At 45.0% G+C, this 16,557-nt stretch carries 12 protein-coding genes; all 12 read right to left on the reverse strand.

The window, feature by feature from the left end; genetic code table 11:
• Window positions 1-3: 3 nt before the first annotated feature.
• Window positions 4-2,328, reverse strand: coding sequence for a YhgE/Pip domain-containing protein (locus tag BLQ53_RS05745; RefSeq protein WP_093726311.1), 2,325 nt, complete (start codon window positions 2,326-2,328; stop codon window positions 4-6).
• A 368-nt stretch (window positions 2,329-2,696) separates the two neighbouring features.
• Window positions 2,697-3,902: a S1C family serine protease gene (locus BLQ53_RS05750; RefSeq protein WP_093726312.1), complete on the reverse strand. Its 1,206-nt coding sequence runs from the start codon at window positions 3,900-3,902 to the stop codon at window positions 2,697-2,699.
• Between the two features lie 56 nt (window positions 3,903-3,958).
• Window positions 3,959-4,756 carry an MBL fold metallo-hydrolase gene (locus BLQ53_RS05755; RefSeq protein ID WP_093726313.1) on the reverse strand — a complete coding sequence of 266 codons (798 nt, stop codon included), beginning with the start codon at window positions 4,754-4,756 and terminating at the stop codon, window positions 3,959-3,961.
• Window positions 4,757-4,769: 13 nt separating this feature from the next.
• Window positions 4,770-5,621, reverse strand: coding sequence for a two-component system regulatory protein YycI (locus BLQ53_RS05760; protein ID WP_093726314.1), 852 nt, complete (start codon window positions 5,619-5,621; stop codon window positions 4,770-4,772).
• Complete coding sequence (locus BLQ53_RS05765; RefSeq protein ID WP_093726315.1) at window positions 5,621-6,913, reverse strand: YycH family regulatory protein; 1,293 nt, start codon at window positions 6,911-6,913, stop codon at window positions 5,621-5,623. The genes BLQ53_RS05760 and BLQ53_RS05765 overlap by 1 nt, the downstream gene beginning before the upstream one ends.
• A complete protein-coding gene (gene walK, locus BLQ53_RS05770; protein WP_093726316.1) occupies window positions 6,910-8,757 on the reverse strand; it encodes a cell wall metabolism sensor histidine kinase WalK in 1,848 nt (615 codons plus the stop codon). Before walK ends, BLQ53_RS05765 begins: the two co-directional genes overlap by 4 nt.
• 5 nt (window positions 8,758-8,762) lie before the next feature.
• Window positions 8,763-9,467, reverse strand: coding sequence for a response regulator YycF (gene yycF, locus BLQ53_RS05775; protein ID WP_093726317.1), 705 nt, complete (start codon window positions 9,465-9,467; stop codon window positions 8,763-8,765).
• Between the two features lie 178 nt (window positions 9,468-9,645).
• Complete coding sequence (locus BLQ53_RS05780) at window positions 9,646-10,935, reverse strand: adenylosuccinate synthase (protein ID WP_093726318.1); 1,290 nt, start codon at window positions 10,933-10,935, stop codon at window positions 9,646-9,648.
• A gap of 152 nt (window positions 10,936-11,087) precedes the next feature.
• On the reverse strand, window positions 11,088-12,452 hold the full coding sequence (dnaB, locus tag BLQ53_RS05785) for a replicative DNA helicase (RefSeq protein ID WP_093726319.1): 1,365 nt from the start codon (window positions 12,450-12,452) through the stop codon (window positions 11,088-11,090).
• Between the two features lie 102 nt (window positions 12,453-12,554).
• Window positions 12,555-13,001 carry a 50S ribosomal protein L9 gene (gene rplI, locus BLQ53_RS05790; protein ID WP_093726320.1) on the reverse strand — a complete coding sequence of 149 codons (447 nt, stop codon included), beginning with the start codon at window positions 12,999-13,001 and terminating at the stop codon, window positions 12,555-12,557.
• Window positions 12,998-14,968: a DHH family phosphoesterase gene (locus BLQ53_RS05795; protein ID WP_093726321.1), complete on the reverse strand. Its 1,971-nt coding sequence runs from the start codon at window positions 14,966-14,968 to the stop codon at window positions 12,998-13,000. The genes rplI and BLQ53_RS05795 overlap by 4 nt, the downstream gene beginning before the upstream one ends.
• A 36-nt stretch (window positions 14,969-15,004) precedes the next feature.
• A complete protein-coding gene (locus BLQ53_RS05800; RefSeq protein ID WP_170829589.1) occupies window positions 15,005-15,943 on the reverse strand; it encodes a YybS family protein in 939 nt (312 codons plus the stop codon).
• Window positions 15,944-16,557 lie beyond the last annotated feature (614 nt).

Raw genomic sequence — 16,557 nt, forward strand, 5'->3', positions numbered from 1 at the left:
CTTTTACGTGGAAACAACAGCCTCATCTTCATCGTCTTTTTTGAATTTACGAGTCTGCAATATATAGACAAGAATTGTCAATGCTAAGAATAGCACAGAAAAGATACTCAAGTAACCAGCTTGCTGCCAGAGATAACCCCAGTCATCACCGATGGAAATGATCTCCCGGAATCCGCTGATTGCATATGTCATCGGGACGAACTTATGAATGACTTGGAAGAATTCCGGTAGTAACGCCACTGGATAGGTACCTGCACCTGCACCAATCTGGAATAACAATGCAATGATTCCCAGGAAGCGCCCCACATTATCCAATGCAACTGTCAGGAACTGAATCAGTAAGAAACTAGTTAAACTGAATAGGATGGCGAATAGGAGCAGACGCCATTCACTTTGCACTTGTACATGCATAATATGGACAAGCATCATTACTGCAAACAAAGATTGGAGCACACTGACAAACAAGACAATACTGAACTTGCTCAGGAACCATGCAAAGCCCGATGTCGGTTCACTTGCAGGGTCACGAAGCGGGAAGATATTCGTGAATACAAGTGCTCCAACAAATAAACCAATGGAAAGAATATATGGCGCAAGTCCTTCTCCATAGGTATGCACAGTACTTAATTTTTCATCCTTCACATCTGTTGGACTGGCAAACATATTATCTGTTTTATCGCTTGTGCTGATGTTTGCATCTTCGGCACCTTTAGCCAACTCATCATGCAGTTCATTGCTTCCATCCGTCACACTCTGTGTGCCGTCGGATAGAGTTTGTGAACCATCTGTCAGCTGCTGCGCCCCATCGGCTAATTGCGGACCATTGGCATGCAATTGATCAAGTCCTGCTGTTAACTTGCTGCTGCCCGCTTGTAGCTGTCCCAGTCCATCCATTACCGTCTGGGAACCTGAAACTAGCGCAGGGGACCCGTTTGCCAACTGATTGACTCCATCCGTATACGAATGAATCCCACTATTCAGTTCAGTCTGCCCGGACTGGATAGAAGATGCACCATCCGCCAGCTTGCCAGCTGCTTCATTTAATCCGTTCAATGCTGTCTGTGTCTGCTGTGCACCTTGTGCTAGCTTATCAATCTGGTCAAGCTGTGTTGTCACTTCAGTCAGCTGTTTTGTAATTGCTTCGGGATCAATATCCGGAAGCTGTACATCCACATCAGGTACTGCATCCGCAAGCTGCTGAATCTGCTTTTGCAGTTCCTCCTGCTTTTGCGCAGCAGAGAGGTCATCATTGGTCACGATATCTTCCAGCTGTTGGATCCGAGCAGCTTGCTGTTCCTTAATCTGCTGCTGCGACTCCTGCAGTTGCTGTGCCAAATCTTCCAACGCCGTCAATTGAGACTGCGCAGCTTCCAGTTTGTCTTTGACAGTTTGTGCTTTTTCATTCGCCGCGGCAATACCATTATTCAATTCAGGAAAACTGCCTGCTAATTGTTCAGTGGCCTGCTGCAGTTGCTGTAATCCACTTGATATCTGATCGGTGGCCGATACCAATTGATCAGACCCGCTTTCCAGATCACCGCTATTTCCATTCAATGTCTGAAGACCATCATTGATTTTTGTAATTCCTTGGTCCAGGTCTGGATATTTTGAAGCTAAACTCTGAATACCTGTATCCAACTCATTCATGCCTTGATCTGCTTCACCAACCTTCTCTGTGTAAGTTGCTGTGCTAGTCGACAGGCTGGCTAAGTTCTTGCTTAAGTTTTTAGCCCCTTCATTAACTTCGTTCGAACCATCTGCAAGCTCCTTGGAGCCATCACTTGCTTTTTTCAATCCATCTGCCACATCGGAAAGACTGGCAAAAACGGAATGGGCATATTCCTCTGTTACCTGCTCTGCCACTTCTTTATCCAGCTGTTGTATCGCACTATCCGTAATCTTGGAAGCTGGATAGTTTTTACCTGGATTGGAATAGTATTCGATATTCATTTGTTTCGGATCATCATCCAGTAAAGTAGCTGCATTTTCCGAGAAATCCTCCGGAATCTTGACTATCATATAATAATCCTCTGATTTCAGACCATCCATAGCCTTTGACTCATCGACGAACTGCCAGTCAAATTTATCATTTTCTTTCAAGTTATCCACAAAATCACTTCCGACGTGAAGTTCCTTGTCTTCAAAAGTTGATCCTTTATCAAGATTCACGACAGCGACCGGTAAATTATCCGTATTATTGTATGGATTCCAGTTAGCCGCCAGAAAAATAGCACTATAAAGCAAAGGAACAACCAATATACCGCATATGGCCAGAAGCATTTTCCGGTCTTTCCATATGTGAAGCCATTCCTTCTTCAACATGTTCATAACTCTTCCTCCTAGGTATCATTTACCGAGTTGTCCACATAGACCAATTGACCGAAATAGTCTTTTGGTCAATCTGCTAAACAATAATAACAGAAAAAGCCTATTCCTACAATGGATAGGCTGCTTCTTTTCTATGTTTTCGCTTTCATAATTTATCCACCATTATTGTGAATAACTTGTGCATAACCCTTTTATGCACAGTATTCCACACGCTATGAACAAACTATCCACAAACTTATACACATATACACAAAAGTGATTCTTTATTTAGTAATAAGAATATTTGTTCCCTACAAAATAGAGTATGTTATCCTCATATACATCCACAGGTTGTGTATAACTAAAAAAGCAGCCTATAAGAGGCTGCCTTATTGCTGTGAGCTTAAAGTTACAGTCGTTTCATTCTTTTCCCCGTCTCGATAATACGTCACGGTCATCTTATCACCGATTTGTTTATCTTCGTAGAGATGCTTGCGTAATGATGTCATATCTTCAATCGATTGACCATCCAGCTCCGTAATGACATCCAGCTCCTGTAACCCGGCACTTGCTGCTGGGGATAGCGCTTCGATACTCCAAATGTAAACCCCATTTTCGATACCGTCTGGCAAGCCTAGGTGTTCTGTCCGCTCAGATGCTGGAATTTCATTTAATGAGTATGCTTCCACTCCTAAGTATGGACGCTCGACTTGCCCATTCCGCTCCAGCTGTTCCATTACAGGGACAGCGCTATCGACAGGAATGGCAAAGCCGATACCTTCAACAGATGATTCAGCTATTTTCATCGAGTTGATCCCTATCAGCTGACCCGCCATATTGATGAGGGCTCCGCCGCTGTTACCTGGATTGATCGCAGCATCCGTCTGCATGACATCCGCTTGCCAATCTGCTCGGCCGTCCCCGTTAAAATCCTGTGGCACTGTACGGTTTACACCACTGATGATGCCTTGCGTGACCGATCCTGAAAATCCCAATGGATCTCCAATGGCGATGACGGGCTCCCCGGTTTTGACGGAAGAAGAGGTTCCGATTTCAATTGCCTGTTCAACTCGGGAAGCATCCATTTCCAAAACTGCTAAATCAGTAAAAACATCACTTCCTAGCAGATTCGCGGATACTTCCACGCCATTATGCAAGATGACATCGACGTCTGTTGCTCCTTCGACGACATGATGATTCGTCACTACATAGGCCTTGTCGCCTTCTTTTTTATATATGACACCAGATCCGCTTCCTGCAGTACTCTCCTCCTGTGAGAAAAGTGCATCACCCTGCTGCAAATTCACTACTCCTACAACAGCCGGTGCGGTTTCATCCACGATTTCGGTAATGCCGGATTGCACATCGACACTAACATTCTGTAAATTAAGGTTTTGATCCGAATCCGCTGCGAGCTGCGTAGCCTCTCCTTGCTGCGATTGGTCGTTCGGCATCAGACTGTCCCGATCAAGCCCATAAGCGACAAGCAATACGATACCGGCGCCGATGATCCCGCCCAATATAGCTGGCAGCAGCCAGCTTGCGCGTCGCTTCGGTTTTTCCGGTTCCCTGTGTTGATCATCAAAATAGTCCATGTTAGCCTCCGTTCCAATTCTTTTCGATATAGCTATCTTTCCACGATATTAGAAAATTAAACTACTTGGAAAAGCGGTGTCGATGTTTTTGGATCTGTATCATGCAATTCGATGTGCTTATTTAAATCGAAGCCTCGCTCCTGCAAGATATTCCCGACAGCAAGTCGTGCAAGATCTTTCATGTTATTATCGCGGCTCAAGTGTGCCAAATAGATGCGCTTCGTATTGTTATCAATCAAATCTGTCAGAGCAAGCGCGCTGTCTTCATTGGATACGTGACCAAGATCCCCCAGTATCCTCCGCTTGACATTCCATGGATAACTGCCCATTTGGAGCATACCTACGTCATGGTTTGCTTCAAAAATGTAGGCATCCGCTTTCTCGACGATTTTCTTCACTCGATCCGATACATAACCAGTATCCGTCACTAACGCTACCTTTTTACCTTCATGATGAAAGCAATAGAACATCGGCTCCGCCGCATCATGGGATACGCCAAATGACTGCACATCCAGATCTCCAAACGTTTTCGTCTCTTCCATGTCAAAAACGAATTTATGATCCAAAGGTATCTTCCCGATGCTGTTCTCCATCGCTTTCCATGTCTTCTCGTTAGCGTAAATCGGCAAATCGAATTTCCTTGCAGCCACACCTAATCCTTTTATATGGTCACTATGCTCATGTGTGACCAGGATTTTCGTCAGTGTTGCCGGATCGATTCCTGCTTCCTCCAATAAACGCTGCAGCTCCTTGCCTGTCAAACCGGCATCGACCAGGATGCGCTCCTTTTCCGTTCCAATAAAGAACGCATTACCTGAGCTGCCGGAAGCAAGTACGCTAAAGCTTAACGTCATGCTGTTTCACCTCTTATTGTGTTTCTTCTGTCTCTGGTTCTAAGCTGCTAAGAAATACTGACTCAGTCGGTGCATTCGTATATGGATAGTCCGGAAGCAACATATAAAAATAATGCTTCGTTCCATTTACTGTAATCTTGTAAGCAGGGGCAAAATTGAGCTTTGAAGAAAGCTCGATAGTCGGGTAAAAGCCCTTTTCCACTTCAATTTTGTCGTTGATTTCAATCAGCTGTTTACTCTGTAATGCTTTGACGGCTTGCTTCTCTGAGTAATGTTTCAGATTCTCCTGATTTTCACTCTTTTTAAAATCCTCGATATACGTTTGTGTATACTCGGTTACTTTGTAATCACTATTGAGGGTGACAAGTAGCAGACTATCCGGACTGAAATAGGTTTGCCCCTCACTTGTCTTTTGGAAGAATAGCAGTTTATTACCTTGTCTGCCCCAATAGGTGTAATCTTTTCCGTTCAAAACATAATCCTCGGCAAATTCACTTAATTCTTCCGTGATTTGTTCTTGATCATCATCTGCTGAAATTTCGATAGGCAGTTCCTTCGGTTCTTTGAATGTTGCAACCAGCTGATCGCCCGAGCTGACATCGAAGTCCAGTTCCTCGTCCTGCGGAATCTTCTCTAAATCCTCATCAGTAAAATGCAGCTTTTTTGCTTCATATTGCTGATTGGTTTCCGTTTCCTCATCAGAGAGCTCTTTGTACCCTGTCACACTGGATAGAACCTTATCCTGACTTTCTGTTTCCAATACCAGCTGTTCCGTTTCTTCCTGCGGAAACAGCTGGAATATAAGATAAATGTTCAAGACAAGGAAGGCAAGGATGAACATGAGCTTAATTTTATTCCACTGCATCAGCTCTCCCCTCCTGTTTCACTATCCTTGACCTCATTCCATTCTCCTTCATATTTCACATACCAACTAGGTTTCAGATGGTATTTGTAAATGTCCGAATCGTTATCATCCAAACGATAGCCGATGACTACATCCTGTATATCACGCGGATTGTATTTGTTGTTCTCCAACCAATCCCTCACTTGCTGGACCGTTAGCTTATAGTCACGGGACCCCCCGGAAACTCCAATATCAAGCAGCGTCCTCTCATAGCTGACTGGTTCGGGAAGCGTGCTCTGCATCCGGATGGTTATTAACGATAAACCATTCGTCTGGAATACCGGATAACCATCGTTCATCATCCGAAATTGGAAAGTAAAGTTACTTTCACCGCTCACTGCATACAAATTATAATCATCAGTCCATCCTTTATGGGTATTGATCGTATTGATTGCAGCCTGCATCTGTTCAGCCCTGTTCGTCGTACCAGCACCAGGAGAGGTTGAACTATATTGATAGGAAGCAAATTGTCCATTATTACTGAATTTGATCATCTCCAATAGATTGCTATCGGTGTATTGATCTGTTCCTTGAATGGTGTAATTATTATCCATATAGATTTCAGCAAATGCATTCCTGGAAATTGTCTCTCCGCGGACATTACTGTCTTTCACGACAATCTCTTCCGGCAGGAAAATCTGGTTCAAGTCATTGGTACCTGTCTCAGATAAAGGAACAGCTGCGGTAAGACTGTCTTCGGCTAGGATCGTATTTTGGATATTATTCGTTACTGTCGCTGTTACGACATTGTGTAAGGGATCCTCCTGCCGGTCATTAACAAAGATCAAATCTGTCGTATTATCCTCATTAGGTTCCAAATACAATTTAGTAAAGCCGCCATCACCCAGCCTGCTTGTCACGTTCTCTGCCCCTTCCACTTGGAATAAGGCATTCAGCTGGGAATAAGCTATCGTCACCGGATAAACGAGCTCCACATTTGTCTTTGGCAATTCGTCCAGACTACCCAGTTTGGTATTGGTAAGCGTCCAGTCCGCCAATCCATCCGTGAAAACCTGTTCTTCTTCCTTGGATTTAAAAACGAAGTGATTATCTCCATTATGCACATAAATATGTGTCGGACGGACAACATCCGCAAGCTGCTTCTCCACTCCGCCCAGCGTCTTCGCTTCCTCGGTGCCGATTCCTTCCGATTTCAGGCTATTTGGCTGAAAAGTCCATACATAGGCTGTCAAAATCAGACTCATCGCTACAAGAATGACTAACAAAATCGTATTGAATGTCTCTAACTTCAACGCACCTCACCCCTTTTCCGGTTAAGCGGAATAGTGAAGAGCACGGTCGTGCCTCTACCTTCTTTGCTTTCGGCCCAAATGACTCCGTGATGAGCTTCGACAAGATCCCTAGCTATTGCCAGACCGAGACCCGTGCCGCCAAGCTTCCTGGTACGGGCTTTATCCGTCCGATAGAATCGTTCGAATATCTTGTCCAGTTTTTCATAAGCAATACCCATTCCTTCATCAGAGATGCTAATCAATAGCTTCTGACTATCTTTTCGAAGACGGAAACGGATAGTGCCGCCATCTGGTGAATACTTGATGGCATTACTGATGATATTATCCAACACTTGCATGATTTTATCTTTATCAATCGAGATGAACGCTTCCTCTTTTGGTAAATAGCGTTCAAATGCAATATCTTCCCGCTTGTTCATTTCAAAGCGGTCGATCACATGATGGAAGAAATCGACGAAATTGATCCGTTCCCATTCCATCGTATAGTTGCTGCTATCCATACGGGAGAGCTGGAGCAGATCATTGACGAGGCGAATCATCCGATCCGTTTCCTGCTGTGTGACATCCAGAAACTGCGGGGCGATTGATTCATCCTTCCACGCTCCATCGGTCAGCGCCTCCAAATAACTCCGCATCGTTGTCAGCGGAGTACGGAGCTCATGTGATACATTGGAGACGAATTCCCGCCGCTCCTGTTCAATCTGCTCTTGTTCGGTAACGTCACTAATCACCGTGATGAACCCACTGATTTGCTCGTATTCATCCTGTACGATGGAGAAATTGCAGCGAAGCAGCAAATATTGGTCATCATCACTCATATCAATGATGATCGATCCTGTTTCTTGTATTTCCGTTATATCGACTATTTTTTCATTCAAGTTCAGCACTTCGATCAGGAATTGACCGCGTACTTCGTCAGCACTTCGTCCGATCAAACTTTCTGCCGGGGCATTCATCAATGTAATGGCACCATTCCTGTCGGTTGCGATGACACCATCTGACATGTGGGAGAGTACGGAACTGAGCTTGCGACGCTCCCCTTCTGTCCGCATATGCGCTTGCCGGAGTTCATCATTCATATGATTGAAAGTACGGGCAAGCTGTCCTATTTCGTCCTCCCCATAAACATTCACTCGCTTGGAGAAATCTCCAGTTGCCATGATACGGGCTTGCTTTTGCATTTCCTTGATTGGCTTCGTTATTGCCCGGGCAATGAGAATACCAAGGATGGCAGCGAAAATAAGGGCAATGAATGTAGCACGCAAAAAGATGAGATTTGTGCTCTTCAGCTGACTATATACAGGTTCAATCGATGTACGGACATAGATCAGGCCAAGCAGTTCGTTATCGCCATTACTATCTGTTCCTTCGATGTTGTAATATGATTTCAGGGTTCTATCTCCGCTATCTGCATCTATGACGATATTAAGCTTACTCTGATCCGGGAATCCATTGTTCGTAATTGCCTGGACTATGTTATTATCCGTTATCCGCGCCCCTACGGTATCGTTATCGCTTAACTCATTTGTACCTACAAGCTGACGCTGCGTATCGATCACCTGGATCTTCGTTGTATTACCTTCCGAATAATTTTTCAGCAAGTCTGCAATGTCTTCTTCCAATGTAGGATCAGTTGGGGAGCGATCTTCCTCAAACTCCTGAGCTAAGGATTGTTCCAGCCATTTCATATTGGATTCCAGGGATTCACTTGTATTTTGAATCAGCTGGTTTTCCAAGCTGTTCGTAAAAAAGACGCCGATCAGCAAAAGAGCGATGATCAGCAGCAAAATGTAAACGACAACCAGTTTTAGGCTCACAGAGCGGAAAAAGCCTATTTTATTCATAGATATTACTCCTGTTCAGGGCTGCGAAGATAATATCCTACACCCCTTCGTGTGATGATCCAGAGCGGACTGCTCGGATTGTCCTCGATTTTCTCGCGGAGACGGCGCACGGTTACGTCAACTGTACGTACATCACCGAAATAGTCATATCCCCATACTGTCTCCAGCAAATGTTCACGCGTCATGACTTGTCCGCTGTGACGGGCAAGGTAGTGAAGCAATTCGAATTCACGGTGGGTCAGTTCCACCTGTACACCATCATTTGTCACGGTATATGCTTCTGGATGGATGACGAGTTTGCCGATTTCGATATCCTTGTTCTCTTTGTTGTCTTCCTCTGGAATCTGCGCTTGTCTGCGTAAATTCGCTTTCACACGAGCAATCACTTCCCGGTTGCTGAAAGGCTTTGTGACATAGTCATCGGCGCCGAGCTCAAGACCAAGGACCTTATCGATTTCCGCATCCTTCGCAGTCAGCATGATGATTGGCATATTATGCGTCTTCCGTACTTCACGGCAAACTTCATTGCCGTCTTTGTTCGGCAGCATGATGTCTAAAAGGATCAAATCCGGGTTCTCCTGCTGTACCAATTCGACAGCTTCATCACCATCATAGGCACAGATCACCTCATATCCTTCTTTCTCCAAGTTGAATTTCAATATATCAGCGATTGGTTTTTCGTCGTCCACCACTAAGATCTTATGGTTCATCGTATCCCACGCTTTCTAGTGTTTTTTATCTGAATTGTATTATCTTTATATTACTAGTTCAGTATTTGCATACCCTTCCTATTTTACAGCAATTTCGGTCAAATGTCTTTGGAAGGGGGCAACCCGACATTTTTTGGAAGAAAAATGAAAAAAATCGCCCGTATGGACGATTTTTAACTTATTGACTGTATACGCTTCTTACTTCATTTGTTTGTGTACGATCCGGACCGACAGAGAAGATGCTTAGCGGAATGCCTGTCAGCTGGGAAATACGCTCGATATAGTGGCGTGCATTCGCTGGCAGTTCACTCAAGTTGCGGACACCTGTGATGTCTTCTGTCCAGCCTGGCAGCTCCTCATAAACTGGTTCGCATTGTGCCAGTTCTTTCAGGCTTGCTGGGAAATGCTCCATGATTTCACCTTTATAACGGTAAGCAACACAGATTTTCAATGTTTCGATACCAGTTAGTACATCGATCGAGTTCAAGGAAAGATCTGTAATGCCGCTTACACGTTGCGCATGACGCACAACCACGCTGTCGAACCAGCCGACACGGCGCGGACGGCCTGTTGTCGTACCGTATTCACGGCCAACTTCGCGGATTTGATCTCCGATTTCATCGTGCAATTCTGTCGGGAACGGGCCATCACCGACACGAGTCGTGTACGCCTTGGAAACACCAACGACGTGGTTGATTTTCGTTGGGCCGACACCGGAACCGATCGTAACACCACCGGCAATCGGGTTGGAGCTTGTGACAAATGGATACGTACCTTGGTCGATATCGAGCATGACGCCCTGTGCACCTTCAAATAGAACGCGGCGGCCTTGATCCAACGCATTATTCAGCTCAACGGATGTATCCGTTACATACTTCGCAATCTGCTGCCCATAGTCAAAGTACTCATCTAGAATTTCTTCTACTGTGAAGGCTTTGCTTTCATAAACTTTCTCGAATAGACGATTCTTTTCTTCCAAGTTCTGCTCTAGCTTTTCACGGAAAGCATCTTTGTCCAATAGATCCGCAATACGGATACCCATGCGGGCTGCTTTATCCATATATGCAGGGCCGATGCCTTTTTTCGTCGTACCGATTTTATTAGCGCCTTTTGCTTCTTCCTGAAGCTCATCCAATTTCAGATGATACGGGAGAATGACATGTGCACGGTTGGAAATGACTAGATTATCTGTGCTGACATTGCGTTCGTGCAAATATTCCAATTCATTAATCAATGCTTTTGGATCAATGACCATACCATTGCCCAATACACATTTCTTTTCCGGGAAAAAGATACCGGATGGAATCAAGTGAAGCTTATATGTGACATTATCGAATTTAATTGTGTGACCAGCATTGTTCCCGCCTTGGTAACGAGCAACAACTTCGGCATTTTGTGAAAGGAAGTCAGTGATCTTCCCTTTCCCTTCATCTCCCCATTGGGTTCCTACTACAACTACTGAGGACATCTGTGTGGCACCTCCGCCAAATAAACTATTTTTAACACTTCTAAAGTTTATCAATCCCCAAAACACATGTCAATGATACAACCGAACATTTAATAAAAACACTCGATATTTGTTCGTTAAAAAACACCCTATCAACTGATAGGGTGCTGTTATTATGCCGGTGGAACATCACTTTCCGAATATCTATGATCCAAATCCACGAATTTATTATATTCCTTCACGAAGGCAAGCTCCACCGTTCCAACCGGGCCGTTACGCTGTTTGGCCAGGATGATCTCGATGATATTCTGTTTTTCCGACTCTTTGTCGTAATAATCATCACGGTACAGGAAGCCGACGATATCGGCATCCTGCTCGATACTTCCGGATTCACGCAAGTCGGACATCATCGGACGTTTGTCTTGTCGCTGCTCAACCCCACGGGAAAGCTGCGACAGGGCGATGACCGGAACTTCCAGTTCACGTGCCAAAGCCTTCAAGGAACGGGAAATCTCCGACACTTCCTGCTGACGGTTTTCTCCTTTTCCAGAGCTTGAACCCATGATGAGCTGCAAGTAATCAATTAAAATCATACCCAATCCGCCTTCTTGCTTCAGCCGACGGCACTTGGAACGAATATCACTGACACGGATTCCGGGTGTATCATCAATGTAAATACCCGCATTGGACAAACTACCCATTGCCATTGTGAGCTTACCCCAGTCTTCTGCTTGGAGACTTCCTGTACGCAATCGCTGCGCATCGATATTCCCTTCTGCACAAAGCATACGGGAAACAAGCTGTTCGGCCCCCATCTCCAAACTGAAGATAGCGACATTTTCACCTGCGTGGATACTGACGTTCTGTGCGATGTTCAATGCAAAGGCCGTCTTCCCTACCGATGGACGCGCGGCGATGATGATCAAGTCATTCCGTTGGAAACCGGATGTCATCTTATCCAGATCTCGGTACCCGGTAGGAACACCTGTGACCGTCGCATTCTGATGATGCAATTTCTCAATATTATCGTAAACATCGATCAATACATCTTTGATGTTCTGAAAAGCACCGGAATTCTTTCGTCCGGAAACTTCCATGATCGACTTTTCCGCTTCATTAAGCACGTCCTCGACAGCATCTTCTTTAGCGAAGCTTGAAGTGACAATATCCGTAGCAGAACGGATCAGCCTGCGAAGCAGCGCCTTTTCCGCTACGATTTTGCTATAGTATTCAATATTTGCTGCTGTCGGAACGGCATTGGCAAGATCGCTTAAATACGAAACGCCGCCGACCTCCTCCAACAGTTTTGCATTGGCAAGTGCTGTTGTGACCGTTACAAGGTCCACTGGTTCCCCTCTATCGGATAAGCGCATCATCGCATCGAAGATACGCTGGTGGCTTGCACGATAGAAATCGTCAGCTACAACTTGTTCCGACGCTCTCGATAGTGCTTCTGGTTCCAGAAAGATGGCACCAATTACAGCTTGCTCTGCTTCTATATTATGTGGAGGGGTCCGGTCATTCCAGACTTCTTCCATCATGATTCCCCCATTTCTGGCATACTGCTACCATTGTACCGAAATATCCCCCTTTTGTGTCAAAAGGGGGATGGAAAAATGCTAGTATTTTGTTGGAAAAAATTATTGCTCGCTGATATGCACTTTCACTTTTCCGGTTACTTCCGGATGCAGTTTCACTTCAAGATCACGGTAACCAAGGGCGCGAATCGGCTCATTCAACTCGATTTTCCGTTTATCGATTTTGATATTATGTGCTTTCTTCAGTTCATCGGCAATCTGTTTGCTTGTGATGGATCCGAATAAACGGCCGCCTTCACCGGATTTCGCTTTGACTTCCACCGTCAGATCAGCAAGTGTTTCACGCAGTTTTTTCGCATCTTCCACTTCCTGGAGCTCCAACTGATGCTGTTTATTTTCTTTTGCTTCCTGTACTTTCACATTGCCTTTTGTTGCAGGCACTGCCAAGTTATTTTTAAGCAAGTAATTACGTGCATATCCATCCGGTACGTCTTTTACTTGTCCTTTTTTTCCTTTGCCTTTGACGTCTTCTGTAAAAATGACTTTCATTCTTCATTTCTCCCTTCAACATAATCATCGATGATCCGCTGCAGGTCGACTTTAGCCGCCTGTACAGTTGTATCGGCAATCTGGGTAGCGGCATTGGTTAAATGTCCGCCGCCATTCATTTTCTCCATGATCACCTGGACATTGACTTGTCCAAGTGACCTGGCACTGATTCCTATGCGGCCGTCTTCTCGCTCGGAAATGACAAAACTTGCACTCACACCATCCATCGTCAGCAATGTATCTGCTGCCTGGGCGATGACGACCGGTCCGAATATCTGCCCTTTTTCTGCAGCAGAGATCGCAATGCCTTCCCGGTAAATATCCGTATGTTCAATCAAATGCGCCCGTTTTACGTACGTATCCAAATCTTCTTTCAAGAATCGCTGCACGAGTACGGTGTCAGCTCCTTTGGAACGCAAATAAGATGCTGCATCGAATGTACGGGAACCGGTACGGAGCGTAAAACTTTTTGTATCAACGATGATTCCTGCAAGCAACGCACTTGCTTCCAAGGTGGATAATCGCAGCTTTTTAGGCTGATAGTCCAATAGCTCGGTCACAAGTTCCGCTGTCGAGGAAGCATATGGCTCCATGTAAACAAGCGTAGGCTTCTCGATGAATTCCTCTGCCCGGCGGTGATGATCGATGACAACGACATGCTCCGTTTTGCTGAGCAGTCTTTCCTCCGCCACCAGCATTGGTTTATGCGTATCGACGACGACCACAAGGGTATTCTTTGTCACCCGATCAAGCGCTTCTTCCGGGCTGATAAACTGTTCCCAAAGCTCTTCATCCTCCTGGATAGCGGACATCAGCTTGGAAACGCCAGTATGGATATCTTGTTTATCCAAGACAACATGCCCGACGATATCATTTGCTTCCGCAATTTTCAAGATACCGATGGCAGCTCCTATGGAATCCATATCCGGTGCCTTATGCCCCATGATAAGCACCTGTTCACTTTGCTTGACCAATTCCTTCAATGCATGAGAAATGACGCGCGCCCGCACCCTGGTCCTTTTCTCCATCGGATTCGTCTTTCCACCGTAGAAACGCACCTTGCCGGCTTCTCCTTTGATGGCGACCTGATCTCCGCCCCGGCCAAGCGCCAAATCCAGGCTTGATTGCGCAAGTTCGCCGAGTTCCGGCAATGTCTGCCCGCCGGATCCGATCCCAATACTTAGCGTGATCGGTATATTCTGATCCGTTATCAACCCGCGGATTTCATCCAGGATTTCGAATTTCGTCCTCTCCAGCTCCTTCAAAATACGCTGATTGAGTACTGCCAGGAATCTCTCCTGTGATGTCCGCTTCAAATAAAGGCCTTTCTGACGCGACCATTCATTCAATTGCGCGGTCACCCGGGAATTGATTTGACTTTTCGCCGTATCATCAAGATTTTGCGTCATTTCTTCATAGTTATCGAGGAAAATGATAGCTAGAACCGTCTGTTCTTCATTATATAAGTTTTGGATCTCCAGCTGCTTCGTCCGGTCGAATAAATACAGCAGCCGTTCTTCCTTTTTGATTACTGTCAGGAAATCGTAATCATCCAGTGTAATCCAAACCTCATTTTTTTCGTCTTTGATTGCTGGTATGAGCGCATTTGACAAGGTATCGAGCGAAACACCAACAAGCGTATCCTCTGCAAACCTGTTCATATACGGTGTCGTCCATTCAACCTGGTAATTCTCGCTGTAAAGCACAATGCCGATCGGCATCTCCAAGAGCGCTTCCTCACCAACCTTCTTCACACGGTGGGACATGGTGGAGATGTACTCCTCCGTCTGGTCCTGCATCCGCTGTTCCGTCAGTATGCTGTAGAAGAAAGACAGCGCCAGTAACACTGTCAGCGGCAGCCCCAGCTTCCATTCATAAAACCACACACAAATCAGCAGGATGACAGCAAGTATATATGTCACGATCAAATGCTTACTCAATGCTGGTTTTTTAAATATCTCTGGCATATATGTCAGCTCCTAAACCTAAATTCCGCGACCATGCTATTTCTTGCTGCCCATCCGTTCCCGCAGCCTGAATCCTACATCAATTATACCCAAAATACGTACAAGATACAGCAGTATTGGCCCGAAAAGGACTGAGATCACGACTGCAAGGATCGGCAGCACTTTCGGCAGTTTCCGCTGATAGGCAAAATAGAAAAAGAATGAAAATCCCTGCAGGACAAGCAGGATGCCGGCAAGCTCCGCGACATTTGTGACAATCGGATAAAGCCAGCCATTCTGATCCATCTCAAACCAGCGGGCTAATGAACCGATAAAATAGATGAACAATACAATCACCGGCAAATTGAACCGGCGGAATGGCGGATAAAGGATCCTCTGTTTGCTCTGACGATTATGGATTTGATGAGCCAACCATTGAGAGATAAAACCATACAGCAAAGAAGACACGGCGATCATTGTCGGAATCAGCACCAATACATAATCGAAGGTAGCATCAAACTGCTCCCACTGAGCTTCCGATACCGTCATTCCGACAGTATCCATTTCGGATTGGACTGTCTGGATCGTATTCTGATAGCTGTCTTGGATCAACTCAATGATATTGATTCCCGATACAAATTGTGCCCCGGCCAGGTATATCGTGAAACCAAGCGCGTATCCCAAGGTCCCTTTCAATAAAGCTTCATACGTGGATTGCTTTTGATGAAGGGTGTAACCAGTTGCTGCTGCCCCGATCACGATTGGAATCGTGAGTAAGAAACCAGCAAATGTTCCGACGAAGGAAACAAGCAGGATGGCTGCAGAAAAATAGATCCCAGACTTAAAACCATGTCGGATCCAATAGAGGATGATCGGAACTGGCATAGCAAGTATCACCAATAAGCTGATCACTGGTACAAATATTGCTATAAGCAGCAGAACGAGATAAATCCCCCCAAGCATAGCTCCTTCCGTCATTTTTCGAGCATTATTCATGAATCGTGACACCCCATTTAAATATGTAATCTTGCGATTGTAGAAAAAGCACAGCTGCATAGGCTGTGCTTATCGTTCGTTTGTATGGACGAAAACGTATCAAAAGTCATTTCATCCTAAAAATAACTACCCCACGATTATACCTGAAAGCAAGTATTCAAACAAATGTTTCGCCATAGAGAGAAACTGCCTCATTGTTTCGCTTGTGAAGATCTTAATTTGTTGTTTATTTTTCCGGAATGACCCTTTATAATAATGAGACAACCTTACCACAGGTTGGCACTACATACTTTACACCTCATTAGCCACTAATGAGACGACCGTTAAGATCGGCGGCATCGCGATAAGCATGCTGCCGATTTTTCTATTCCACACTTTTTACACATTTTTTCTACTGAAACTAGAAGAAGTACAAGATTTCTGCATGCTATGATTAAGTCAAGATCAGCACAAGTTATAAACAATAAGAAACGGGTAAACATAAAACAACTCAATCTAAAGAAAGGAACAAAACACCATGAAAAATAGTCATTTCAATGCTATTCTTGCAGCAACTCTATTAATCAGTAGTATCGGCGGCTACTTGCACTCTATCTTCTAATTCCATATTCCAA

Source organism: Terribacillus halophilus (genome assembly GCF_900101385.1).
Classification (GTDB): domain Bacteria; phylum Bacillota; class Bacilli; order Bacillales; family Amphibacillaceae; genus Terribacillus; species Terribacillus halophilus.

Bases quoted from the DNA above. Each gene is read 5' to 3' on its own strand.
- rplI (WP_093726320.1), bottom strand. From the start codon at position 13,001: ATGAAAGTCATTTTTACAGAAGACGTCAAAGGCAAAGGAAAAAAAGGA.
- walK (WP_093726316.1), bottom strand. From the start codon at position 8,757: ATGAATAAAATAGGCTTTTTCCGCTCTGTGAGCCTAAAACTGGTTGTC.
- BLQ53_RS05795 (WP_093726321.1), bottom strand. From the start codon at position 14,968: ATGCCAGAGATATTTAAAAAACCAGCATTGAGTAAGCATTTGATCGTG.
- BLQ53_RS05800 (WP_170829589.1), bottom strand. From the start codon at position 15,943: ATGAATAATGCTCGAAAAATGACGGAAGGAGCTATGCTTGGGGGGATT.
- BLQ53_RS05760 (WP_093726314.1), bottom strand. From the start codon at position 5,621: ATGCAGTGGAATAAAATTAAGCTCATGTTCATCCTTGCCTTCCTTGTC.
- BLQ53_RS05750 (WP_093726312.1), bottom strand. From the start codon at position 3,902: ATGGACTATTTTGATGATCAACACAGGGAACCGGAAAAACCGAAGCGA.
- BLQ53_RS05745 (WP_093726311.1), bottom strand. From the start codon at position 2,328: ATGAACATGTTGAAGAAGGAATGGCTTCACATATGGAAAGACCGGAAA.
- yycF (WP_093726317.1), bottom strand. From the start codon at position 9,467: ATGAACCATAAGATCTTAGTGGTGGACGACGAAAAACCAATCGCTGAT.
- BLQ53_RS05780 (WP_093726318.1), bottom strand. From the start codon at position 10,935: ATGTCCTCAGTAGTTGTAGTAGGAACCCAATGGGGAGATGAAGGGAAA.
- dnaB (WP_093726319.1), bottom strand. From the start codon at position 12,452: ATGGAAGAAGTCTGGAATGACCGGACCCCTCCACATAATATAGAAGCA.
- BLQ53_RS05755 (WP_093726313.1), bottom strand. From the start codon at position 4,756: ATGACGTTAAGCTTTAGCGTACTTGCTTCCGGCAGCTCAGGTAATGCG.